The organism is Proteobacteria bacterium CG1_02_64_396 (assembly GCA_001872725.1).
Taxonomy (GTDB): Bacteria; Pseudomonadota; MNWR01; order CG1-02-64-396; family CG1-02-64-396; genus CG1-02-64-396.
The window spans coordinates 20,277-43,297 of the sequence record MNWR01000032.1 but is presented as its reverse complement, the minus strand read 5'-3'; the positions used below and the strand labels follow the sequence as shown (position 1 = coordinate 43,297).

Here is a 23,021-nt window from a genome sequence, read left to right as displayed (position 1 = left end):
AAGTCGCGGCTTTTTAGGGCAAGCCCTGAGCCGCTTGGCGCACCGCCGCCATCATTGCGGCGGCTTTGTTGCGGGTTTCGAGCTCTTCGAGTTCCGGCACAGAATCGGCGACCAGACCGGCGCCAGCCTGAATATGCACCACCCCCGGTTCGACGATGGCGGTGCGGATGGTGATCGCGGTATCGAGGTTGCCGTTCGCCCCGATGTAGCCGACCGCTCCGGCGTAGGGGCCGCGGCGGTTGACCTCCAGCTCTTCAATGATCTGCATCGCCCTGATTTTGGGGGCGCCGCTGACCGTTCCGGCCGGGAAGGTCGCCTTGAGAATATCGAAGGCGTCGACCTCGGGATCGGGGATGGCAACCACGTCGCTGACCATGTGCATCACATGCGAATACCGCTCGATCACCATCTGTTCGCGCACCCGCACCGTGCCGGTGGCGGCGATGCGCCCCAGATCGTTGCGGCCCAGATCGAGCAGCATCAGGTGTTCGGCCCGTTCCTTGGGATCGGCCAGCAGTTCAAGTTCCATCGCCGCGTCGTCGGCGGGGGTACGGCCCCGGCGCCGGGTTCCGGCAATGGGGCGGACCACCGCTTCCCCATCCTCGATACGCACCAGGATTTCAGGGCTGGAGCCGACCACCGCCCGATCATTCAGGCGAATCAAATACATGTAGGGGCTGGGATTCAGCGCCCGGATCGCCCGGTACAGATTGAGGGGATCCTCCTCGAAGGGGGCGCTCCAACGGCGCGACAGCACCACCTGCATGATGTCCCCGGCGGCGATGTACTCCCTCGCCCGCGCCACATTGGCGGCAAAGGCCTCGGGGGAGGTATCGACGATGAATTCGGGGGGGTGGCCACTGGCCGCCGGTAGGGGCGGTAAAGCCCCTTTGAGACGGGCGACCACGGCGGCGATCCGCCCCTGGGCTGCGGCAAAAGCGGCTTCGGCCCCCCCCTCCCGTTCGGGGCGGGCCACGGTCACCACCTGCATCTTGCCCTTGAGGTTGTCGAAGATGACCACCGTGTCGGTGAGCAAGAACTCCATGTCGTCCCAGCCGTCGGGAGCGGTGTGGCGGTTGCCGATGTTCTCGATCTGCCGCACCCAGTCGTAGCCGATCACCCCGACCGCGCCGCCGTAGAATCGGGGGGCGTCGGGTAGGGGGGCGATCTCTTCGAAGACCAGTTTGCGGAAGGAATCCAGCCCGCCGTCAAGGGTGGTCGAGGCGCCGTCGGGGGCAATCAGGGTCAGGCTGTCGCCCGACAGCCGAATTCGGCCCCGAAAATCGGCCCCCAAAAAGGAGTACCGACCCCATTGCTCCCCACCCTCGACACTTTCGAGCAGGAAGGCATGGGGCCGTCCGAAGGCGACCTTATGGAAGGCGGTGACCGGGGTATCCAGATCGGCGCTGATCGTGCGTGCCACCGGGATGGCGGCATGTTGGGCGGCCAGCTGCTGGAAACGGTCAAAATCTTGGGGATGAAGGTGGTTGGACATGGGGCGGGAGGATAGGCAGGGGGGGAGATGGGGTCAATGAAACACGGCCTTTCATGGCGGTTGGTTCGCCCAAGTATGACGCGGGTGCAGCTTCACTAGCAAAAGGGGCTCGCTCCCCTCGATCCGCTCCCCCGAGACCATCCAGGGGGTTGTCCCCTGTTCCGTAAGAGGGCGCGGTTCGACCCGGCGCTGCATCTGCAACAGTCGGATCACCTGGGAGGCGGGCTCCTGAGCCGCCTCAGGCAATACCTTAAAAAGTGGATTTCCGGCGGTTTCGAGTCGACCGCGCTGCAAAAACCGTTCGGCGGCCCGATTCAGGTCGAGAATCCGTCCTCGTTCCTCAAGTAAAAAAGCGGGGTGTTCGCTGTATCGGAAGAGCTCCTGAACATACCCCTGCAGGGTTTTTTGTTGGCAAAGCGTCTCCCAGCGCTGTACCACCACCCCCAGATCCTGGGCAAACCGGCGCCATTCATCCTCCACCGTCCCTAGTAGGTCGTGCCCGAACAGCACCAAAAATCCGGCGGGCGCCTCTTTCCCCGATAGGGGAATGGACAGAATCAACTGGCCCCGGTCGGGATCTTGCAGCGGCTCGTACTGCTGCACCGCCTCCAGTGGGGACATGTCGAGTAGGGGGATGGGGGTTTCGCTGTGCAGGTGGGAATCGCTCGACCAGGCGACTCGCAGGGTGGGGATCTCGTCGTGACCCGCAAGCAACAATGCCCCTCCGGTGACCAGCGCTTGATGCCCCCTCCCGGCGGCAAGAAAGGGCTCCAGCGCCTGGGCAATGGCCCGTTCGGGGATAGGGCCGGCACGGTAGAGGGTCAGGGCCGCCTGTTGAATGTCGAGGCGGTGGGCGATGTGGCGAATGCGCAAGCGCAGTTTGCGAATCAGGGTGCCGATCCTGTGTTGGCCGTTACGTTCCGGGGCGCTGGCTCCGGTCAGCGATTCGAGCAGGGCGGCCACCGCCATTTCATCACGCAGCCGCTGCCGGTTGAACATCCAGGCGATGGACCACCAACTCAGGGGAAATACAACAAAACTCGTCATCGCGACCGTCAGCGAGGGAAGCCAGGTTGTCCCCGCAGGGCGATGGCCGATCAGTCGCAACAGCCCCTTTTGGTTGGGGATCGGAACGGTGGCGATAAACCACTGTTTTTCGTGTTCTTGGATGTGGGGCTGGGCGATCGCCCCGGGTGCGCCGGGCAGGCCATTGAGATTGCCGGTTCCCGCCCGGGTCTTGGTCCACAATAGGGCTTGTCCGGCCATATCCCACAGTTCAATCCGGGCAATAACCACCACTGGGTTTTCCGGCGACAAAGAGAGGGTTTGTCCCAGTGGCTCCAGGGGGAGGGTATGGGGCTTGGCCAGCAGGGGGGCCACGGTTTGGGCCTCCTCAAGCAAAACCTTTTGGGCGATTTGACGCTGGGTGTGGTCGTCGTACAGCAGATGGCCTACCAATGTCGCCAGACCCAGAAGGGTCAATACGAGGCCCAGACGCCAAATCGCGGGAGGAAGTCGCCAGTTGCCGTAGCGGGGGATGCTGGAATTCAAGGCGGCTCCGCAATGGGAAAAAGCCGGGGAAAATCGGCGTGGGGGTGCTGTTCCGGTTCTCCGGATCGTTTATGCTTCGCCCCATGGTCAGGGTCAAGATTTGTGGTCTCACACGGGTGCGCGACATTCAGGCGGCGGTGGAAGTAGGTGCCGATGCCATTGGATTGGTTTTCACCCCCGATAGTCCCCGTTATGTCTCGCCGCTCAAGGCGATGACGTTGCGCGAGGCTATTCCCCCTTTTGTTTCTGCGGTGGGGCTCTTTGTCGACCAGACGGCCGAAGAGATCGAGGCGCTCGCCAAAGAACTCCAGCTCGATGCCATTCAGCTCCACGGCAGTGAGCCCCCCAGCATGGCAATCAGCCTGACGCGTCCCGTCATCAAGGCCTTTCGGGTTGATACCCCCGATGCAATCCGCCGCGCTCAGCGTTATCCCGCCCACGCCTATTTGTTCGACGCCTATGTACCCAATAGGGCGGGGGGGACCGGCAAACAATTCAACTGGAAGTGGCTGGGCAACGAGATCCATCGCCGTCCCGCTATCCTGGCCGGGGGGTTGGATCCCGGCAATGTGGCCGAGGCGATTGCCACGGCCCACCCCTTCGCTGTCGACGTCTCCAGCGGCGTCGAGGATGCCCCTGGCATCAAAAACCGCAATAAAGTCGAGCAGTTTATCCGTGCAGCCAAAGCGGTGGGACCGCGCTGACCCCCTGCGAACCACCGGTTCGCAAGGGTTCGAATTCAAAACCGACGTCGCTTGAGGCGGCGCATGACCCCGGAGTCGAGACGATGTACCAACAACCGGACGAACGCGGCCATTTCGGTCGCTTCGGTGGCCGTTTCGTGGCCGAAACCCTGATGGCGGCGTTGGCCGAGCTGGAACAGGCCTGGAAGGCGTCGAGTACCGATCCCGAATTCATGCGGGAGCTCGATTACTACCTCAAACACTTCGTCGGTCGCCCCTCACCGGTCTATTACGCGCAGCGGTTGAGCGACGCCATCGGCGGTGCCCGCATCTTCTTCAAGCGCGAAGACCTCAACCACACCGGCGCCCACAAGATCAACAACACCGTGGGGCAGGCGCTGCTCGCCAAGCGGATGGGCAAAAAGCGGGTGATCGCCGAGACCGGAGCCGGTCAGCACGGGGTCGCTTCGGCGACCGTGGCAGCCCGTTTCGGCCTGAACTGCGAGGTCTACATGGGAGAGGAAGACATGGAGCGTCAGGCGCTCAACGTCTTTCGCATGGAGCTGCTCGGGGCCAAGGTCCATCCGGTGACCGCCGGTAGCCGCACCCTGAAAGATGCCCTCAACGAGGCGCTGCGCGATTGGGTGAGCAACGTCGAGCATACCTTCTACATTATCGGCACCGTCGCCGGTCCCCACCCCTATCCCGCCATGGTGCGCGACTTCCAGCGCATCATCGGGGTCGAGGCACGGGCGCAAATTCAAGAGATGGCAGGGCGACTGCCCGACCTGCTGATCGCCTGCATCGGTGGCGGCTCCAACGCCGCCGGCCTTTTTCATCCCTTCGTCGACGATCCGGTGCGGATGGTCGGGGTCGAGGCGGCGGGGCACGGATTGGCGACCGGACTGCACTCGGCCTCTTTGACCGGGGGCAGCGTCGGCATTTTGCACGGCAACCGCACCTATCTGCTGCAAGACGACCACGGCCAAATTTTGCACACCCATTCGATTTCGGCGGGGCTCGACTACCCCGGTGTCGGACCGGAGCACGCCTACTGGAAAGAAACGGGGCGGATGGAGACCGCCACCATCACCGACGAGGAGGCGCTCGATGCTTTTCAACGGTGCTGCAAACTTGAGGGAATCATTCCGGCGCTGGAGTCGAGCCACGCCATCGCCCACGCCCTGAAGGCTGCGGTCGAGATGGATCAGGATCAAATCATTTTGGTGAATCTGTCGGGACGGGGCGATAAAGATACCCATACCGTGGCCGCCCATCTGACTCCGGGGGTGGTGTCATGAGCCGCATCGCCACCGTTTTTGAGGCCCTCAAAAAGGAGGGTCGGGCCGCCTTGATCCCCTTTATCACCTGCGGCGATCCCGACATCGCCACCAGTCGCGCCATTTTAGAGGCGCTTCCCGGGGCAGGGGCCGACATCATTGAGCTGGGGCTGCCGTTTTCAGACCCGATGGCAGACGGTCCGGTGATTCAGGCCGCCAGCGAGCGGGCGCTGCGGGCCGGAACCCGGGCCGAGGATCTTCTGGGTCTGGTGCGCGATTTTCGCACTCGGCACCAGACCCCCATCGTCATCATGACCTACGCCAATCCGGTGGAGGTCTACGGCACCGCCCGGTTCTGCCGCGAGGCGGCCGAGGCTGGGGTCGACGGTCTGCTGCTGGTGGACGTTCCAGTCGAAGAGATGGACAGCTTTGCCCCTCAAATGGCCGAAAACGGGCTCGATCCCATCCTTTTGGCCGCCCCCACCAGCACAGAAAACCGACTTGTGGCGCTGGGGCAGCAGGGAAAAGGGTTCGTCTATTTCGTGAGTGTGACCGGAGTCACGGGTGTAAAGCGGGCGCATTCGGATGCTTTGCGCGCCCATCTAGAACAGGCCCGCCGATTCATCCAGCAACCGATCGGCGTTGGTTTTGGGATCAGCTCCCCCGAACAAGTTCGCGAGATCGCCGCTTTTGCCGACGCGGTTATCGTCGGATCGGCCGTTGTGCGAAAAATCGAAGAGGGGCTGGAACAACGGGATAAGATCGCCGAGGATGTGGCCGAGTTTGTTCGGTCGTTGCGCCGGGCACTCGATCCTCATTAAGTTGTACGAGGGCAGGTGGTTGCTGAGGCTTGTCTCCTCAAATATTTGGGATTTGCGACCATCCGTTGCCGTGGGTATGGGAGAAAGCCTTCATGAAAGTTCGGATTCTCGGCTGCTATGGCGGGCAACTTGCCGGCTTCTCGTTGACCTCTTTATTGGTCGACGGTGAGCTGTTGATCGATTGCGGTGCCGCCACCTCCACCTTGACGCTGGAGGAACAGCACGGCATCCGCAGTATTTTCATCACCCATACCCACCTCGATCACATCAAAGACATCGCCTTCTTGGCCGACAACCGCTCGCTCAAGAACTTGGTGGCCTCCAATTCCTACCCCCACTTCGACCTCTACGGTTCGCAGTGGGTGATCGACGTGCTCAAACAAGACTTCCTCAACGACCGGATTTGGCCCGATTTCACCAAGATCCCCACCCTTGAAACCGGCATCCTCAAACTCCATCCGGTTCCGATCTTGCAGCCCCACGATTTCGGCAGCGTCCGGCTCATCCCCGTTCCGGTGAATCACCCGGTGCCGACCACTGGGGTGATTCTCGACGATGGCAATGCGCAGCTGGTCTTCACCGCCGACTCGGGACCGACCGATCCGTTGTGGGAGGCGGCCAACAAGCTGCCCAACCTCAAGGGGGTCATCATCGATACATCTTTCCCCAATCGGTACCGTAAGCTGGCCCTCATCAGCGGTCACCACACCCCCGAGACCATGGCCGACGAGGTGCGCAAGCTCAGCAAAGATGTGCCGGTCTACCTCACCCACATGAAGCCCGAAACCCTCGATACCCTGCTCGAAGAGGTCTATGCCCTCGATTTGCCGAACGTTCGCCCGTTGCGTCAGGGCGAAACCCTCGTACTTTGATCGCGTGAAGAATCCTATGGGTTGGACCTGCGCCGTTGATCGGGGAGCGCCCGATGTGGATTGCTGATCCCCAGGCGCTGCGTGAGGCGTTGTTGTCCCTTCAGGGGGAAGCCATTGCCCTCGACACCGAGTTCGTGCGCGAGCGGACCTATTTCCCCACCCCCGGACTGGTGCAATTGGCCGATATTGCCGGGCAGGTCTATCTGGTCGATCCCCTCGAACTGACCGATTGGTCCCCCTTCTGCGATGCGTTGGCCGCTGAGGAACGCACCTTTTGGATCCACTCGGGCAGCCAAGACATGGAGATCCTGCACCTGCTTTGTGGCCGCTTGCCCGCCCAAGTAATCGATACCCAGGTTGCCGCCGCCTTTGCCGGGATGGGGGAGCAGATCGGGGCGGCCAAGATGTTCGAGACCCTGCTCGATACCACCCTTCCCCCCGAGGCGACACGCAGCGACTGGACCCAGCGCCCCTTGAGCGACGTGCAACTCGAATATGCCCGAGCCGATGTGCGCCAGTTGGTCGAGGTCGGGTATTTGCTGCGCGACAAGGTGGGGGAGGCTCGTTGGCCCTGGGTGGTGGCCGCCTCTCGGGAGCGTCTGCTCGACAAAACCCCCTTTCAGATCGATGGCGATACCCTGTTGCAACGGTTCAAACCGGGGGTCTGGCTCAAACCCAAGGAACGGTTCCGGGCTCGGGCGCTGCTGGTATGGCGCGAAGAGATCGCCCAACGCAAGAATCGTCCCCGCAGCCATGTGTTGGCCGATCCCGCTTTGACCGGCGCCAGCCGCGACGAGCCGGTGCTGCCCAAGGGGCGGTACCGCGACGTGGTCATGGCGCTGCTCGAAACCATCCCCCCCGACGGGGCGCTGATGGTGGCCGGAAAACCCACCGCAGCAGTCGCAGCCGAGCACAACCGCATCTGGAAGTGTTTGCGGGTGCTGGCCGAAGAACTTGAGCTGCCCCTGTCGCTGATCGCCTCCTCCCGCGATGCCCTGAGTTGGGCTCGCCATCTGGTCGAAGGGGCCCCCGCCCCCCGGTTGTTGCAGGGTTGGCGCTGGGAGGCGCTGGGACGCGAGGCGACGCGGCGACTAAGTTTGCCCCCCAGCGAAGAACCCAGCGTTGTCGAATCCGCTGAAGCGGTTGTCTCTTCCTGCCCCATCTAACCCCGCCGAGTCCGCCATGTTCGAGGCCCTTTCCGCCAAGCCCCACATCGTCCGCCTGCCGCTGCACGACGTGCCCAAGGTGCAGTCACTGCTCGAAGCGGTGGGTTTGCCGACCATTGGCATCAAACAGCATTACGAATCGAACCTGATCGCCCGCATGAAGGATCGGGTGGTGGGGATGGTGGGGCTTGAGGTCTACGGGGATCACGGCCTGATCCGTTCCTTGGCGGTCGAGCCGGAGCAACAGGGGAGCGGTCTGGGGCGTCGTTTGCTGCTGAACATCATCCGCTTGGCCGAACAAAAGGGGTTGGCCGACGTCTTCATCGTCTCGACCATCGGTGCCCCCTTCTTCGCGCGCCACGGGTTTGCCCAGGTCGAGGTGGAGGATGTCCCCGAGGCAATCCGGGGCAACGCCGATTTTCAGCTGTTGGTGAGCGACAAAACAGTGGTGCTGCGGCGGGCGATTTAGGCGTGAAAACCAAAGAGCGCGAGCCACTTTGATCGTTGCTTTACACCCCTCGCCAGCCGAACCCCATCACCTCTTCGATCCGACTGGCCCCCGCCGCCAACATCACCACCCGGTCGAATCCCAACGCCACTCCGCACCCCTGCGGCATTCCCGCCTCCAGCGCACCCAAAAACCGCTCGTCGAGCGGCAACGCCGGTTTTTCCATCTGCTTGCGTAACCGGTTGTCTTCCTCGAAGCGACGCCGCTGCTCGGCCGCGTCGCACAGCTCGTTGAAGCCGTTGGCCAGCTCTATCCCCTGATAAAACACCTCGAACCTCTCCGCCGTGCGGGGGTCGTTTGGGCTGACCTGCGCCAGCGCCGCATGGCTGACCGGCCAAGCGGTTAGGGCAACCGGATGCTCATGGCCCAGATGGGGCTCGACGGCAAAGCAGAGCAGAAAGTCGATCAAGCCATCGCGGTCGAGCCCCTCCGGGGGATCGAGATGCAGACGGTGGGTCGCCTCGGCCAAAGTGGCGAGATCGGCCGCCAATGGATCGACCCCTGCGTGCGCCACAAAAGCCTGTTGAAAGGTCAGTGTGGTGATGGGGGGGCAATTGAGCAGGGTTTGCAGCAGGGCGCCGACCTCGTTGATGAGCGCCAGTAAATTCCAACCGGGGCGGTACCACTCCACCATAGTGAATTCGGGGTTGTGGCGGCTGCCTGCCTCGCCGTTGCGAAAAACTTTGCCGATTTGAACAATTGGCCCGCTCCCGGCGGCCAGCAGCCGCTTCATGTACAGCTCGGGGGAGGTGTGCAGGTACAGGGTGGTCGCCGCCCCGCCCCCTTCGGGCTCGAAGCGGGTGACAAAGGGGCTCAAGTGGGGATCGGTGCCGCTGGCAGGGGAGAGGATGGGGGTTTCGACCTCCAGCACCCCCGCCTCGACAAAAAAGCGGCGGGTACGTGCCAGGACATCGGCGCGCAGACGCAGGTGGTTCAACGGGGCGGTGGGGTGCCAGTCGATCATTGCTCCTCCAGCAGAGCCAACAAAAAGGGCGCGGAAATCCGCGCCCTTTTTGCATCAAATCCGGTTCAACCGATCAAGCCCGGGAGACGTATTCCCCGGTCTTGGTGTTGACCTTGATCGAGTCGCCCTCCTCCACAAACAGGGGGACCTTGACCACGGCGCCGGTCTCCAGGGTGGCGGGTTTGGTTGCCCCCGAGACGGTGTCGCCCCGAATGCCGGGATCGCACTGGGTGATGGTCAAAACCACCGAGGAGGGGGGATCGACCGAGATCGCCTTGCCGTTCCACATGGTAACCAGGTAGGTCTCCTGCTCCTTGAGCCAGAGCTTGGTGTCGCCCACCTGTTTGTCGCCCAGGGCGACCTGCTCGTAGGAGTCGGGATCCATGAAATGGTAGAAGTCGCCGTCTGCATAGAGGTACTGCATTTCAGAATCCATGACGTCGGCTTTTTTGACCATATCGCCCGATTTGCAGGTCCGCTCAATCACGCGACCGTCGATCAGACTCTTGATCTTGTATTTGGTAAAGGCCTGGCCCTTGCCGGGTTTGACGAAATCGGCATCCACAATGACCCAAGGCAGGTCATCGACCTCTACCTTGCGGCCCACGTTGAGTTCGTTGAGGTTGAACATCGTCCGTCACCTGAACAATCGGTTTGGGCTACCATGCGGCGCCCTTGAAAAAAGAGGCGGGAATCTAACGGCCCAACCCGGTCGGTGCAAGTTCGGATCGGCTCTTCAACGATAAAAACCCATATTCGCCAATCAGTTCGGAGTTTTTTTGTCCCTTCGAATCCTCAAGGCCGAGCAGGCATCTTGGCAAAGCGTTCTGCGTGAGTCCTTCACCAACGCCCACACGCTGCTGGCCCACCTCGGTTTCGCTCCAGACCACCCTCTGGTGCAAAACGCTCTTGAATCGACAGGCGGATTTCCGCTGCGGGTACCGCGCCCATTTGCGGCGCGGATGCGCCGTGGCGATCCGAGCGATCCCTTGCTTCTTCAGGTGTTGGCCCGCCAAGAGGAGTTGTTGCCGGGGGGGGCGGGGTTTGCCCTCGATCCGGTGGGAGATGAAGCGGCCCGCAAGGCGCCGGGGGTGCTGAGCAAATACCGGGGCCGGGCGTTGTTGGTTGTTACGGGGGCCTGCGCCATCCATTGCCGCTACTGCTTTCGGCGCCACTACCCCTATCAGGCCGATGCGGGGTTGTCGTCCGGTGCCAGCCAGGGGATTGCTTGGATTGCCGCCAATCCCGACATTCGGGAGGTGATCCTCTCGGGCGGCGATCCCTTGCTGCTCCCCGACGCCACCCTGGCCGACCTGCTCGCCCGGCTGGAGGCGATTCCCCACCTCACCCGCATCCGCTGGCATACCCGCACCCCGGTGGTGATTCCCGAGCGGGTCACCGAGGGGTGGCTCGATCTGCTGCATGGTGGGCGGCTGCGCCACTGGGTGGTGCTGCACATCAACCACCCCCAAGAGCTCGATCCCCCCACCTTGCGCGCCCTGGGCGCCATCGCCGATGCCGGGGCGGCCCTGCTCAACCAAGCTGTGCTGCTCAAGGGGATCAACGACGAGGTGGAGACTCAGGTGGCGCTCAGCGAAATCCTGCTCGACCACCGCATCGCCCCCTACTACCTGCACCTGCTCGACCGGGTGGCGGGGGCGGCCCATTTTGAGGTGGCTGAGGAGCAAGCCCAAGCGCTGCTGGAGGCGATGCGGAGCCAACTGCCCGGCTACGGGGTGCCCAGGTTGGTGCGAGAGGTAACCGGGGCGCCGTTTAAGGTGCCGGTTGAGACGGTCTCCTCCGGTTCAACCCCTCACAACCGATAGGAATCCCCCCGATGGCCCCAACCATTTGGATCGATGCCGACGCCTGTCCCCGTCCAATCCGCGAAATCCTCTATCGGGCGGCGCAGCGCGTGCAGATTCCCACCGTCGCGGTCGCCAACCGCCCCCCCGCCACCCCCGATTCCCCCCTGCATCGCTCGGTGCGGGTCAATGGCGGCCCCGACGCAGCCGACGATCACATCGCCGAACATTGCCAGGCGGGCGATCTGGTCATCACCGCCGACATTCCCCTGGCGGCGCGTGTGGTTGAAAGGGGGGGGTGGGTGCTCGATCCGAGGGGGGATCTGCTCGACGCGAACAACGTGCGCGAACGGCTGTCGCTGCGCGATTTTATGGCCCAAATGCGCGACAGCGGCATGATGGAGGGGGGTGGCCCCTCGGCGTTCGGCAACGCCGACAAACAGAACTTCGCCAACGCCCTGGACCGCCTGCTCGCCCGTCTAACCAAGCCTTAGCAGACGGTAGAGGTGGGGGAGGGGGTATTTCAACGCGATGGCAAGGGCTCGCCGGAAGGGCGGTCGTTTGCCCCTTACCCTCGCCGGAATTGGCGCTACAGCGCCACCTCCTCCAATCCGACATCCAACACCGGGTAGCTTTGCCAATCGGTGTCGTCGAAGTGCCACCACTCGGTCGGCATTCCCACAAATCCTCTACGTTGCATCGCCCCCTCCAGCAGATCGCGGGCGCGCAGCACCTCGTTGGGCAGATCCCGGCAGGTGCGGTGGGCCTGCTGCGTAAAGTCGTCGTAGGCGGTCCCCATCGGCAATTCCCTCCCCGCCGCATCGACCAAGGTTAGATCGACCGCCGCCCCCCGGTTGTGGCGCGACCCCTCTGAAGGTGGCGCGATGTAGTGGGGGTCGGGGGTGTGGGCCCAGAGCAGGCGCTGCACCGACAAGGGGCGGTAGGCGTCGAAGATTTTCAGCCGCAAACCCCGAGGGGCGAGGTCGATTTGCACCTGCACCAACTTCTTGGCTACCGGACGGCGCAGCAGGCACAAGGGGAGGGGGTAGAGCGCCTGGCCGGTGAAATTGTCGGCCGTGGCATAACGCAGCTCGAAGAGCAGGTCGGGGTGGAGGTTGTGGAGGGGGATGAGGGATGTCGGCATGAGCTTGAGTTACGCCAAGTCGAACCACAACAGCTCGGCGTTCTCCTGCGCCTCGATCATCATCGATGTCTCTCCGATCAGGGCGATGCCATCGCCGGGATGGAGCAGCTCGCCGTTGAGGTGGACGGTACCGTCAACCATCTGAATCCAGTGGCGTCGCCCTACGTCGAGCGCTTGTTCCAACGCCTGCCCGCTGTCCAAAAGCCCCCGGTAGACCCGCACATCCTGATGAATCGTCAGCGACCCTTCTGCACCATCGCGGCTGGCGAGCAGGGTGAAATGGCCGTGCCCCGCCTCCAGATCGAAGCGCTTCTGGCCATAGCGGGGGTTGATCCCCTGTTCCTCGGGCAGCAGCCAGATTTGCAGCAGCCGCACCGGCTGATCCCCCTCGTTGATTTCGCTGTGGCGCACCCCGGTTCCGGCGCTCATCCGCTGCACCTCGCCGTGTACCAGCGTCTGCTCGTGTCCCATGCTGTCGCGGTGGGTCAGAACCCCCGAAACCATGTAGGTCAGGATCTCCATGTCGCGGTGGCCGTGGGTGCCGAACCCCTGGTGGGGGGCGATCCAGTCGTCGTTGATGACCCGCAGCGCGGAAAACCCCATGTGGGCGGGGTCGTGGTAGTCGGCAAAGGAGAAGGTGTGGTGGGTCTTGAGCCAGCCGTGGTCGAAGTAACCCCGGTCGGCGGCGCGGCGGATCTGCATCATGGCGGGCCTCCTTTGGTGGGTCTGCGGTACAGGTGCGACGCTGAGGAAAGCCGAGGGTTTCAGGGGGAGACACCTTGGGGCCGGTGGCGCACCCCAAGGTATCGGCGAGGGATCATTGGCTCATCCGTCGACAGGCTCAGGATGAGCGGGCAGGGGGGCAGCGAATCCAAGAGCGTTGCCGGATCTCGGCAAGGCTCTGCCGCACCAGCAATGCCCCGTCGCGCCACACCGTTTGCATGGCGTCTCCCCACCCCGCGCCGGGGCATTCGCCCCGCAAACCGGTTTGCCAGGCGCCGCTCCCCTCGTGCCGCCAGGTGGTCAGCACCCCCTTTTTCGAGGTTTTGCCGGGGTCGGTGATGGGGGCCTTGAAGATCTCCCGCCATCCCTCGGGCATCAAGATCGCCGAGCTCTTCATCGCCATGCGCTGGGTATCGCGGTCGACCTGTTGCAACAGCGCCCCCCCCATGCCGAAGGCGATGTTGTCGGCAGCGTATCCGGCCCCGGTCAGGGTGCTCAGGATCTCTCGGATCGAGCGCTCGTTGATGCCGTCGCCGTAGATCACCCGCACATGGTTGAGCACCTTGAACCCTTTGCCGTTGACCGTGTGGCCGAAGGCGGCGTCGAGCAGGGCGGTGGTTTTGAGCGCCACCTCGGCCGGATCGCCCGAGTCGGGGCGGATCACCACCGTTGCCCCCGAGTCGACCAGTTGCTGTTTGAGCGCTCCCCCCCACAGGTGCTCGATGGCGCCATAGAGGTCGTAGCTGTCGGAAACACAGGCCAGCAGCGCCCCCGGTTTACCGAAGCGGGTCAGCATGTTGCGGTAGGCATCGACCTCGCCGTCGCGCCCCCAGGCGACGACGGTCGAGTGCTCCGCCGCCGGAATCGAGAAGGCGGCCAGCGGCTCGTCGTAATAATCGCGGCCGCAGAGCAGAGCGCTGACGGTGTCGCTCCCCATGAAGTTGACCAGGTGGGCCAGCCCGCCGATCCCCGCCGACTCGAAACTCGATACCCCCCGCGCCCCGAAATCGTGGAGTTTGAAGCCGAGCTGACCTGCCGGGTCGTCGCTGGTTTGCGCCAGGGTGCGGGCGATGACCTGCTTGATCGCCCAGGACTGGGTCGCCACGGTGATCGGGTACCAGACCCGCAGCAGCATGGTTTCGACGTAGGAGACCAGCCAGAAAAGGTCGGGATCGGTCGACTCCACCGTCACCAAAGCGTTGCCGGTGGGGACAACGCTCCCCTCGGGCAGCGCCCGAACCTCCAGCGGCAGCCGCCCCCCGTGCCGCTCGACCACCAGACGCCATCCGGCCTCATTGAAGGGCTCGCCGTGGGCGGTGAGCAGATCGCACGCATCGTCGATCATGGCGTGGGTGATCGGGGTGGAAAGGTAGCGGGCCAAGATGTATTGCAGCCCAAAAAACAGGGTGGACTCGTGCACCCCGCCCCGGGATTCGATGTAGGCAAACAGCCCACGGGCGCTGGGGGGGTATTGCAGGAAGTGACTGGCCTTGTAGGAGTCGGTGTCGAGGATCGGGTTGTAGGTGTTCATGATGGAATCCCCATACATGAGAGGGGTGAGACACCCCTGGATGAGGGCGGCCGGTCTATCCGGTCGCCGGAATGGAACGCTTGGTGGTGGATGCGCTGCGCTTATCCACCCTACAAAACCGCCGCGATGGCGTAGGGTGGATAAGCGCAGCGCATCCACCTTTGTGCCGATGTCGGCATGGCGGGTCGCCCGGGGACCGGGCTCTTACACCCGAGATGAACGTTTCGTTTGGGTGGTGGGAGCCGTTTTTCCCGAGCACCCTGAGCTTGTCGAAGGGCGGGCGACCGCTTTTCCTCCTCAAACCCCCCCCACAAACGCCGTCACGATGTGCCAGTGGTCTTCGAACATGGCGCCGTCCAGGGCATAAAAATCGGCCAGCTGCAGCCACTTGGCCTTGGCGGCATCGTCCCCCCCTTTTACCGGGGGGAGGGGGCCGCCGGGGAATTCAAAGTGGAAGGCGTGGGTAATCGTCCGCCCCCGCTGGCTGCGGTGGGGGTCGTCGAAGACCCGGCTGCCCTTGATCGACCCCTTGAGGACCGGCGCCGGCAGCTTCAACCGGGTCTCCTCTTTGAGTTCGCGAATCGCGGCGTCGAGAAGCCGTTCGTCCTGCCCCACAAATCCCCCTGGCAGGGCGTACATCCCCTTGCCCGGCATCGCCTTGCGCTCCACCACCAGCAAATGGCCCGAGTGGATCACCACCGCGTCGACCGTGACAAAGGTCGGGGGGTAGGGGTAGTCGGCAAATTGCTTTTTATAGGCCGCCAAAAAGCGGTACTCCTCGACCAGCGCCGCGAACTGGGGCAGGCGGCGAAACTCGGTGAGGAAGGTCAGGCAGGGGGCGGGCACTGCCGATTGCAGCACCATCCGCGTCCCTTCGCCGTGGGGCTCGAAAAGCAAGGTGCGGATCTCGGTGGAGGAGCGGTCGTCGATGTTGGGCATCTCGACCAGCTGCCACTGCGGGAACATCCGTAGGTAGTAAGAGGTTTCGTCTTTGAGGTGGCCGATCAGGCCGATGCGGTGGGCATCGGGGGCGGCGCTTTTGACCGCGTCCTGCACCTGACGCAACCACAGGTCGTCCATGTAGGGGTAGTCGCGGATGGGGGCGATGGCCAGCCGCTCCCCGATCAGGGGGAAGGACTCGCGGATCATCACCTCCCGCTCGCGGGCGGTGAACGGATTGCGGGTGGAGCGGGGCGCGTTGGCCGAGCCGATCAGCACCAGCACCTGACGCCCCTTGGTCAAGGCGGTTTGGACGATGGCGGCGTGGGAGTTGTGGAACGGCTGAAACCGCCCTACGAAAACCAGTAGGTCGAAATCGCAAGTCATGGCAGGAATCCCCTTGAACCATGGGGGCACGAGGCCCGCTGAATGTAGCTCGCCGGTCTATCCGGCGAGGGGCGGAGCTTAGAGCAATCGCACAAAAAACCCAAAATCTGGCTCACGCAAAGCCGCGAGGCCGCAAAAAAACCAAGAACACCTGCAAGCGCGGCTTCGATTTTTTGCCGTTCTTAGCACCTTCGCGGCTTTTGCGTCGACGGCATGGATGCCGGAGGTAGCGCAACGCAGGAGCAGTTGCCGAGAGTCGCCTTTGATCTTGTCGTTATCCCAAATTCCCTGCCACGAAATCCCAGTCGATCAGACGTTCGACAAAGTCCTTCAGGTAATCGGGGCGGCGGTTTTGGTAATCGAGGTAATAGGCGTGCTCCCAGACATCGACGGTGAGCAGCGCCTTGGCGCCGTGGATCATGGGGGTGTCGGCGTTGGCGGTTTTCATCACATCCAACTTGCCCCCCTTGTCGACCAGCCAAGCCCAGCCGCTGCCAAATTGGGTCGCTCCGGCAGTTTTGAAAGCATCCACAAACCCCTCATAACTGCCGAAGGCACCGGTCAAGGCCTCCAGCACCTTGCCGTTCGGCTGGCCGCCCCCCCCCGGTTTCATGCTGCGCCAATAGAAGGTGTGGTTCCACACCTGGGCGGCGTTGTTGAACAGCCCCGCCTTGGCGGGATCGGCGGCGGAATGTTGGATGATGGTTTCGAGGTTGGCGCCAGCCAGATGGGTCCCTTCGATCATCTTATTGACGTTGGCGACGTAGGCGCCATGGTGTTTTCCGTGGTGGAAGCCCAGGGTGTGGGCCGTGATGTAGGGCTCCAATGCGGTTGGAGCGTAAGGAAGATCGGGAAGCTGAATGGCCATGACAGTCTCCTCCGTGGAACGGGCAGGGGGACCGGCTGCATCCCCCGGGGAACGCTTGGCCCAACCATTGCGGCTGGTGGTGTCTCTTGGGACGGGCGATGCTCCGGCGCGTTCCTTATCAATCTTAAGAAAAAGGATCGACCGCGACCGGTTGCCTGGCTTGGGGGTGAATCGGGTAGCGCTTGGCCATCCACAGCAACAAAAGCAGCCCCGGTAGGGCGGCAGCGGTGGAGAGCAAAAAGAAGCTCACCCAGCTGACGTGATCGGCGATCCAGCCCCCCGAGGACGACAGCACCGTGCGCCCGAAGGCCATGAAGGATGAAAGCAAAGCATACTGGGTGGCGGTGTAGGCGACGTTGCACAGCGCCGAGAGGTAGGCGACGAAGGCGGCGGTCCCCATGCCGCCGCTCAGGTTTTCCACCGCGATGGTGGCGATCAGCATCGGGATCGAGTGCCCTGCCTGGGCCAGCAGCACGAACATCAGGTTCGATACCATCTGCAACAGGCCGCAGATCAGCAGGCTTTTCATGATCCCCAGCCGGGTGACGATCACCCCGCCGATCACCCCCCCGACGATGGTCGCCCACAGCCCGAAGACCTTCGAAATATTGGCGATTTCGATCTTCGAAAACCCCATCTCGATGTAGAAGGGGTTGCTCATCACCCCGGCAATGGCGTCGCCGAATTTGTAGAGCAGAATGAAGAGCAGGATCAGCCACCACCCCTTGCGGCTCATGAAGTCGGCAAAGGGGGCGACGACGGCGCCGTAGATCCAGCTTAAGGCGCGGGCGGTTTGTCCGCGCAGATGAGGTCGGGCCTCCAGCCAAACCTCGATCTGCGCCTCGCTTGCCAACGATTCGGGGGTTGCCGTCTTGCTCGGCTCGGGATTGAGCAGCACGGTCGCCATACCGATCAGCACCAGGGCGGCCATGACGCCGTAGGTCGCCATCCAGCCGACGTAGGTCGCCAAATACAGCCCCCCCGCCCCCGAGGCGAGCATCCCCAGTCGATACCCCATAACGATATTGGCCGCCCCCGCCCCCTGCTGTTCGTCGCGCAGAATCTCAACCCGGTAGGCGTCGATGACGATGTCTTGGCTGGCCGAGCAAAAGGCGACGACAAAGGCGATCAGGGCGGTCCACCAGGGGTCGATCTGGGGCGATGTTGCGCCCAGCCCGACCACCGCCCCCATCAGGGTGAGCTGGGTGGCGATCAACCAGCCGCGCCGCCGTCCGAGGCGACGGGTCAGCCAGGGCAGATGCACCCGGTCGATCAGGGGGGCCCAGAGGAATTTGAAGGTGTAGGGGATGCCGACCAGGGCGAAGAGGCCGATGGTGGTCTTGTCGACCCCCGACTCGGTCAGCCAGATCGAGAGGGTTTGGCCGGTCAGCGCCAGCGGCAGGCCGCTGGAAAAGCCGAGAAAGAGGATCGCCAGCACCCGCCGGTCGGTGTAGACGGCGGCTGCGTCAAGCCAGCGTTGCAGGGTCGAGGGTGGGGTCATGGGGCGATGGTAGCAGGGGCGGGCGGTTTGACTAACATCGTGCTGGAACTACCCATTTAGCCGCGTCATTCCGGGGCGGCGAAGCCGAACCCGGAACCCACCCGAAACCCTGGTTCATGAATCCATGAAAGCCGAGAGAAGACCATGAAAAGCTGGATCTTCATGCTGCTGTTAAGCCTACTCACCGCATGCGCCCCCTCCGAGGGCAAGCTCCAGGTCGCGAGTGACCGGGAGGGGTTGACCTTGTCGGTCGATGGGACGCGGCAGGGAGCCATCGGCAAAACCCCGATCCTGCTGACCCTGTCTGCCGGGCAACACAAGTTGGTGGTCGAGGGGGAGAGCGACGACGGGGAATGGCGCTACGAGGGGGGGCAGACGGTGACGATCTCGGCGGGTCAAACCAATATGACCATCGTGACAACCCGCACGTCGCCCTCGGCCCGGCGGACCGCCAGGTTGGAGCAACAGGCGCGCGCCCGGCGCGAGGCGGCCCAGGGGTGGGCCAGCGAGCATGCCGCCGAGATTCAGACCATTGAGGCCGACATGGTCGCCATCCCCGGCGGTCGCTTCGTCATGGGCAGCCAGGAGAGCGAGCTCGGCCATACCCGTTACGAGGCCCCCGCCCACACGGTGACGGTCGCCCCGTTTGCCATGGCGAAACACGAAACCACCTTTGCCCAATACGACCTTTTTTGCGCCGCAACCGGCCGCCACCCCCCCGCCGACGAGGGGTGGGGACGGGGGATGCGCCCGGTGGTCAACGTCAGTTGGGTCGAGGCGACCGCCTACGCTCAGTGGCTGAGCGACGTCACCGGCCACGACTACCGGTTGCCCAGCGAAGCGCAGTGGGAATACGCCTACCGGGGCGGGACAACCACCCCCTACTACTGGGGAGCGGCGATGCAAGAGGGGCAGGCCAATCATGGATCCGAGGGGCCACGTCAAACCCTGCCGGTCGGCAGCTTCCCCCCCAATCCGCTGGGGCTCTACGACATGGCGGGCAACGCCGCCGAGTGGTGCGCCGATCTCTTCCACAGGGGCTACAAGGGTGCGCCAAGCGACGACACCCCTTGGGAGGTCGGGGGCGCCGGACGGGTGGTCAAGGGGGGCTCTTGGTTTGATTTTCCTATGAGCCTGCGCGCCGCTGCCAGGATCGTCGGGGGGGAGGAGGGGGTGAGCAATTTGATCGGATTCCGGGTGGTGCGGGTGGGGGGGTAGGGCTGTTGCTCAACGAGGTGGATGCACTGCGCTGATCCACCGTTCCAGCGGCGCTTTCCTTGACGGTCCCTTCCATTTTCGAAACAGGCGTCACCCCCTCCTTGCCATCCCTAGTGTCGTGGCGATGATGAAGGCAGGGGAATCCATTACCGGTTGGAGGTGATATGTGTACGACCTGCGGTTGCAGCGAAGGCGAGGTTCACATCGAGGGGGAGCAGGGGCGGCACGCCCATGTCGGCCCCGACGGCAAAGTGTTCTACCACGAGCACCGTCACGGCCAGAGCGAACATCACCATCATGCTCCCGGCGACGAAGGGCACCACCACGACCACGAACATCCCCACGACCACAGTCATGGCCACCCGCACGATCATGGCCATGAACATCACCACCATCACCACGACGATCCACTGCATATCGATGCCCACGGCGACCACCACTACGGCCATGGGGCGGCGGGGGCCCATGCGCCGGGGATGACGCAATCGCGCATGGTGCAGATCGAGCAAGACATCCTTGGCAAGAACAACCATTTGGCAGCCCACAACCGGGCGATCTTCGCGGCCGCCGAGATTCTGGCGCTCAATCTGGTTTCCAGCCCCGGCTCGGGCAAAACGACGCTGCTCACCCGCACCCTGAACGACCTGCGCGAACGCTTGACCCTGGCGGTGATCGAGGGGGATCAACAGACCGCCAACGATGCGCAGCGCATCCGCGCCACCGGAGCCCGTGCCGTGCAGGTCAACACCGGCAAGGGGTGCCATCTCGATGCCCACATGGTCGGCCGCGCCTACCCCCAGCTTGAACTCCCCCACGGGGGGGTGCTGATGATCGAGAACGTCGGCAACCTGGTCTGCCCCGCCGGATTCGATCTGGGTGAGCACCACAAGGTGGTGATCCTCTCGGTCACCGAGGGTGAGGACAAACCGCTCAAGTACCCCGACATGTTCCACGCCGCCTCCCTGATGCTGCTCAACAAGGTCGATCTGCTCCCCTACCTGCAATTCGACGTCGATCTCGCCATCGCCAACGCGCGCAAGGTCAACCCCGGCCTAGAGGTCCTTCAGGTTTCGGCGACCAGCGGCGAGGGGATGGCGGCCTGGTACGAGTGGATCGAGTCCGAACGGGTCAAGGTGACCCTCTGAAAACTGCCGCGCCCGAGACCCTCCGCCTGCGTTTGCAGGTGGGGGGCGAGGTCCAGGGGGTCGGTTTTCGTCCCTTCGTCTATCGGTTGGCGCTCGATCTGGGGCTGGCCGGTTGGGTGGTCAATACGGCGGGGGGGGTGGTGATCGAGGTCGAGGGGGGGCGGGAGCGGCTGGCCGATTTCGAAACCCGGCTGCAATCCCAGCCCCCCAAGAACGCCCGGATCGAGCAGTTCCAGCGCCGTGAAATCCCGCCGGTGGGTGCGACCGGGTTCGTCATCGGGCAGAGCCAGGGGGGCGAGGTCACAACCCGAATCGGCATCGACACGGCGCTGTGCCCCGATTGCCTGCGCGAGCTCTTCGATCCCACCGATCGCCGCTACCTTTATCCCCTGATCACCTGCACCCACTGCGGCCCCCGTTACACCATCACCCGCCAGATCCCCTACGACCGGGCCAACACCAGCATGGCCTCCTTCCCGCTGTGCCACGCCTGCGCCGCCGAGTACACCGATCCCCTCGACCGCCGCTTCCACGCCGAGCCGGTCGCCTGCCCCGAATGCGGTCCCATGGCTCGATTGCTCGACGAAACCGGACAACCGCTGCCGGGCGATTGTTTTGTTGAGGCGGCGGGTTTGCTACGTCAGGGCAAGATCGTGGCGGTAAAGGGGTTGGGGGGCTTCCACCTGCTGGTCGATGCCTTGAACCCCGAGGCGGTGGCCCGGCTTCGAGCCCGCAAACAGCGGGAGGCCAAGCCACTGGCGGTGATGGGGTTGAATCTGCCCTCGCTACGCCGCTGGCTGAACGTCGATCCCGCCAGCCAAACCCTGCTGGAGGGGGTGGAACGGCCCATTGTGGTGGTCGATCCGGCCAAGCAAGAGCCGTGGATGGAGCAGGTCTCCCCCGGAGGGGTGGGGATCGGGGCGCTGCTTCCCTATACCCCCATTCACTTTCTGTTGTTCCATGCCTTGGCGGGGGAGCCGAGCGGGTGGGATTGGCTTGAGCGACCTTGCGAAATATTGCTGGTGGCGACCTCGGCCAATCCGGGGGGGGAGCCGCTGGTGACCGGCAACGCAGAGGCGCTGGCTCGCCTGGGCGGCATCGCTGACGCCACCCTGCTGCACGACCGCGACATCGTCATCCGGGCCGATGACTCGGTGGTGTTGGGGGGGCGGGCGCCGGTGTTTCTGCGCCGGGCGCGAGGGTTCGTTCCCAGACCGGTGGCGCGGTTGGAGGGGGGGAGCGACGGCGTCGCCTTCGGAGGCGATCTGAAAAACACCTTGGCCTTCAGCCGGGGGGGCGAGATCTTCCTGTCACAGCACATCGGCGATCTCGACAACGGGGCTACCGTCGCCTTTGCCGAGGAGTCGCTCACGCACCTGCTGCATGTGCTTGACCTGCATCCCCAATGGGTCGCCTGCGATCTCCATCCCGATTTTCGTTCCACCCGGCTGGCTGAGGTTTTTGCTGCCCGCCACGGTTTGCCCCTGATTCGAGTGCAGCATCACCATGCCCACATTGCCGCCGTCATGGCCGAACGGGGTCTTCAGGGTCCGGTGCTCGGGGTGGCACTCGACGGCTTCGGCTGGGGCGAGGATGACCAACCCTGGGGTGGCGAGCTGTTGCGGGTCGATGGGGATGGATCGATGCGCCGGGTCGGTCATCTGCGCCCCGTGGCGCTTCCGGGGGGGGATCGGGCAGCCAAGGAGCCTTGGCGGATGGTGGTGGCGTGGCTGGTCCAAGCGTTGGGAGATGGGGCGTTGCCCGAGCTCAAGCGGCGCTTCGCAAATCGTCCCTTGCTCGAACCCCTGGTACAGCGGCTATTGGCGGGCAAGGAAACAGCCACCACCACCTCGTGTGGACGGTTGTTCGATGCCGCTGCGGCGTTGATCCTTGGGGATGTCGACAATCGCTACGAGGGGCAGGCACCAATGCTGCTGGAGGGGGCGGCGCGGCACGGGGTCGCGGGGGATTTCCCACCCTGTGACATCACCTGTGGGGTGCTCGATCCCACCCCCCTGTTACTGGGGGTGTTGAGGGGTCAGCAGGGTGGCCTGGGTGTGGCCGATGCGGCGGTGGGATTCCACGCAGGGCTCGCAAAAGGGATCTCTCAATGGGTTCTTCAGGCCGCAAAACCTGAAAATGTGACCGATGTAATCCTGGGTGGGGGGTGTTGGAATAATCGACTGCTGACCGACGCCGTGCGCATGCAACTTGAGCTCCATGGTCTATCCGTAACCAATGCCAGCATTATTCCAGGTGGGGATGGGGGTATCTCCGCAGGTCAGGTGTGGATTGCAGTCATGAAACAGTAAAACAATGCATACTTGACCTTGGATTCGCGGCGGGGGGCGGGTTAACATCTCGTCATGTTGACGTAGCGGTTCGCGTTTGGGTGATGGATCTGTGGATATACAGGGCAT

At 63.7% G+C, this 23,021-nt stretch carries 21 protein-coding genes; 11 read left to right on the top strand and 10 right to left on the bottom strand.

Annotated elements, in window-relative coordinates:
* Nucleotides 1–13: 13 nt before the first annotated feature.
* Both AUJ55_04150 and AUJ55_04145 read right to left on the bottom strand, forming a co-directional pair.
* On the bottom strand, nucleotides 14–1,495 hold the full coding sequence (locus AUJ55_04150) for a hypothetical protein (GenBank protein ID OIO59100.1): 1,482 nt from the start codon (nucleotides 1,493–1,495) through the stop codon (nucleotides 14–16).
* Nucleotides 1,496–1,546: 51 nt separating this feature from the next.
* On the bottom strand, nucleotides 1,547–3,046 hold the full coding sequence (locus AUJ55_04145; GenBank protein ID OIO59099.1) for a hypothetical protein: 1,500 nt from the start codon (nucleotides 3,044–3,046) through the stop codon (nucleotides 1,547–1,549).
* 83 nt (nucleotides 3,047–3,129) lie between these two features.
* On the opposite strand from AUJ55_04145, the gene AUJ55_04140 reads away from it, so the two are divergent.
* From AUJ55_04140 to AUJ55_04115, 6 genes are all read left to right on the top strand, one after another.
* Nucleotides 3,130–3,750, top strand: coding sequence for a hypothetical protein (locus tag AUJ55_04140; protein OIO59128.1), 621 nt, complete (start codon nucleotides 3,130–3,132; stop codon nucleotides 3,748–3,750).
* A gap of 83 nt (nucleotides 3,751–3,833) precedes the next feature.
* Nucleotides 3,834–5,030 (top strand): tryptophan synthase subunit beta, encoded by a 1,197-nt coding sequence (locus tag AUJ55_04135; protein OIO59098.1) that lies wholly within the window; start codon nucleotides 3,834–3,836, stop codon nucleotides 5,028–5,030.
* Nucleotides 5,027–5,830, top strand: a complete 804-nt coding sequence (locus AUJ55_04130) for a tryptophan synthase subunit alpha (protein ID OIO59097.1) — start codon at nucleotides 5,027–5,029, stop codon at nucleotides 5,828–5,830. Before AUJ55_04135 ends, AUJ55_04130 begins: the two co-directional genes overlap by 4 nt.
* A 92-nt stretch (nucleotides 5,831–5,922) precedes the next feature.
* Nucleotides 5,923–6,702: a hypothetical protein gene (locus AUJ55_04125; GenBank protein OIO59096.1), complete on the top strand. Its 780-nt coding sequence runs from the start codon at nucleotides 5,923–5,925 to the stop codon at nucleotides 6,700–6,702.
* A gap of 53 nt (nucleotides 6,703–6,755) precedes the next feature.
* Entirely contained in the window at nucleotides 6,756–7,868 is a 1,113-nt protein-coding gene (locus AUJ55_04120; protein OIO59095.1) for a hypothetical protein, read from the top strand.
* Nucleotides 7,869–7,884: 16 nt separating this feature from the next.
* Complete coding sequence (locus AUJ55_04115) at nucleotides 7,885–8,337, top strand: hypothetical protein (protein ID OIO59094.1); 453 nt, start codon at nucleotides 7,885–7,887, stop codon at nucleotides 8,335–8,337.
* A gap of 40 nt (nucleotides 8,338–8,377) precedes the next feature.
* On the opposite strand, the gene AUJ55_04110 is transcribed toward AUJ55_04115, so the two are convergent.
* Both AUJ55_04110 and AUJ55_04105 read right to left on the bottom strand, forming a co-directional pair.
* Nucleotides 8,378–9,340 carry an EF-P lysine aminoacylase GenX gene (locus AUJ55_04110; GenBank protein OIO59093.1) on the bottom strand — a complete coding sequence of 321 codons (963 nt, stop codon included), beginning with the start codon at nucleotides 9,338–9,340 and terminating at the stop codon, nucleotides 8,378–8,380.
* Nucleotides 9,341–9,413: 73 nt separating this feature from the next.
* Complete coding sequence (locus tag AUJ55_04105) at nucleotides 9,414–9,971, bottom strand: elongation factor P (GenBank protein OIO59092.1); 558 nt, start codon at nucleotides 9,969–9,971, stop codon at nucleotides 9,414–9,416.
* Nucleotides 9,972–10,131: 160 nt separating this feature from the next.
* On the opposite strand from AUJ55_04105, the gene AUJ55_04100 reads away from it, so the two are divergent.
* Nucleotides 10,132–11,166: an EF-P beta-lysylation protein EpmB gene (locus AUJ55_04100; GenBank protein OIO59127.1), complete on the top strand. Its 1,035-nt coding sequence runs from the start codon at nucleotides 10,132–10,134 to the stop codon at nucleotides 11,164–11,166.
* An 11-nt stretch (nucleotides 11,167–11,177) separates the two neighbouring features.
* On the top strand, nucleotides 11,178–11,639 hold the full coding sequence (locus AUJ55_04095) for a hypothetical protein (GenBank protein OIO59091.1): 462 nt from the start codon (nucleotides 11,178–11,180) through the stop codon (nucleotides 11,637–11,639).
* A 95-nt stretch (nucleotides 11,640–11,734) separates the two neighbouring features.
* On the opposite strand, the gene AUJ55_04090 is transcribed toward AUJ55_04095, so the two are convergent.
* From AUJ55_04090 to AUJ55_04065, 6 genes are all read right to left on the bottom strand, one after another.
* Complete coding sequence (locus AUJ55_04090) at nucleotides 11,735–12,289, bottom strand: hypothetical protein (GenBank protein ID OIO59090.1); 555 nt, start codon at nucleotides 12,287–12,289, stop codon at nucleotides 11,735–11,737.
* 9 nt (nucleotides 12,290–12,298) lie between these two features.
* A complete protein-coding gene (locus tag AUJ55_04085; GenBank protein OIO59089.1) occupies nucleotides 12,299–12,994 on the bottom strand; it encodes a quercetin 2,3-dioxygenase in 696 nt (231 codons plus the stop codon).
* Nucleotides 12,995–13,130: 136 nt separating this feature from the next.
* Nucleotides 13,131–14,543 carry a nicotinate phosphoribosyltransferase gene (locus tag AUJ55_04080; protein OIO59126.1) on the bottom strand — a complete coding sequence of 471 codons (1,413 nt, stop codon included), beginning with the start codon at nucleotides 14,541–14,543 and terminating at the stop codon, nucleotides 13,131–13,133.
* 297 nt (nucleotides 14,544–14,840) lie between these two features.
* Entirely contained in the window at nucleotides 14,841–15,869 is a 1,029-nt protein-coding gene (locus tag AUJ55_04075) for an ADP-ribose pyrophosphatase (GenBank protein ID OIO59088.1), read from the bottom strand.
* A gap of 274 nt (nucleotides 15,870–16,143) precedes the next feature.
* Entirely contained in the window at nucleotides 16,144–16,737 is a 594-nt protein-coding gene (locus AUJ55_04070; protein OIO59087.1) for a superoxide dismutase, read from the bottom strand.
* Between the two features lie 124 nt (nucleotides 16,738–16,861).
* Nucleotides 16,862–18,238: an MFS transporter gene (locus AUJ55_04065; protein ID OIO59086.1), complete on the bottom strand. Its 1,377-nt coding sequence runs from the start codon at nucleotides 18,236–18,238 to the stop codon at nucleotides 16,862–16,864.
* A gap of 144 nt (nucleotides 18,239–18,382) precedes the next feature.
* Between AUJ55_04065 and AUJ55_04060 the strand changes: the two genes are divergently transcribed.
* From AUJ55_04060 to AUJ55_04050, 3 genes are all read left to right on the top strand, one after another.
* On the top strand, nucleotides 18,383–19,456 hold the full coding sequence (locus AUJ55_04060) for a hypothetical protein (protein ID OIO59085.1): 1,074 nt from the start codon (nucleotides 18,383–18,385) through the stop codon (nucleotides 19,454–19,456).
* A gap of 410 nt (nucleotides 19,457–19,866) precedes the next feature.
* Complete coding sequence (locus AUJ55_04055) at nucleotides 19,867–20,601, top strand: hydrogenase accessory protein HypB (protein ID OIO59125.1); 735 nt, start codon at nucleotides 19,867–19,869, stop codon at nucleotides 20,599–20,601.
* Nucleotides 20,598–22,913, top strand: coding sequence for a carbamoyltransferase HypF (locus AUJ55_04050; protein OIO59124.1), 2,316 nt, complete (start codon nucleotides 20,598–20,600; stop codon nucleotides 22,911–22,913). The genes AUJ55_04055 and AUJ55_04050 overlap by 4 nt, the downstream gene beginning before the upstream one ends.
* Nucleotides 22,914–23,021: the final 108 nt, after the last annotated feature.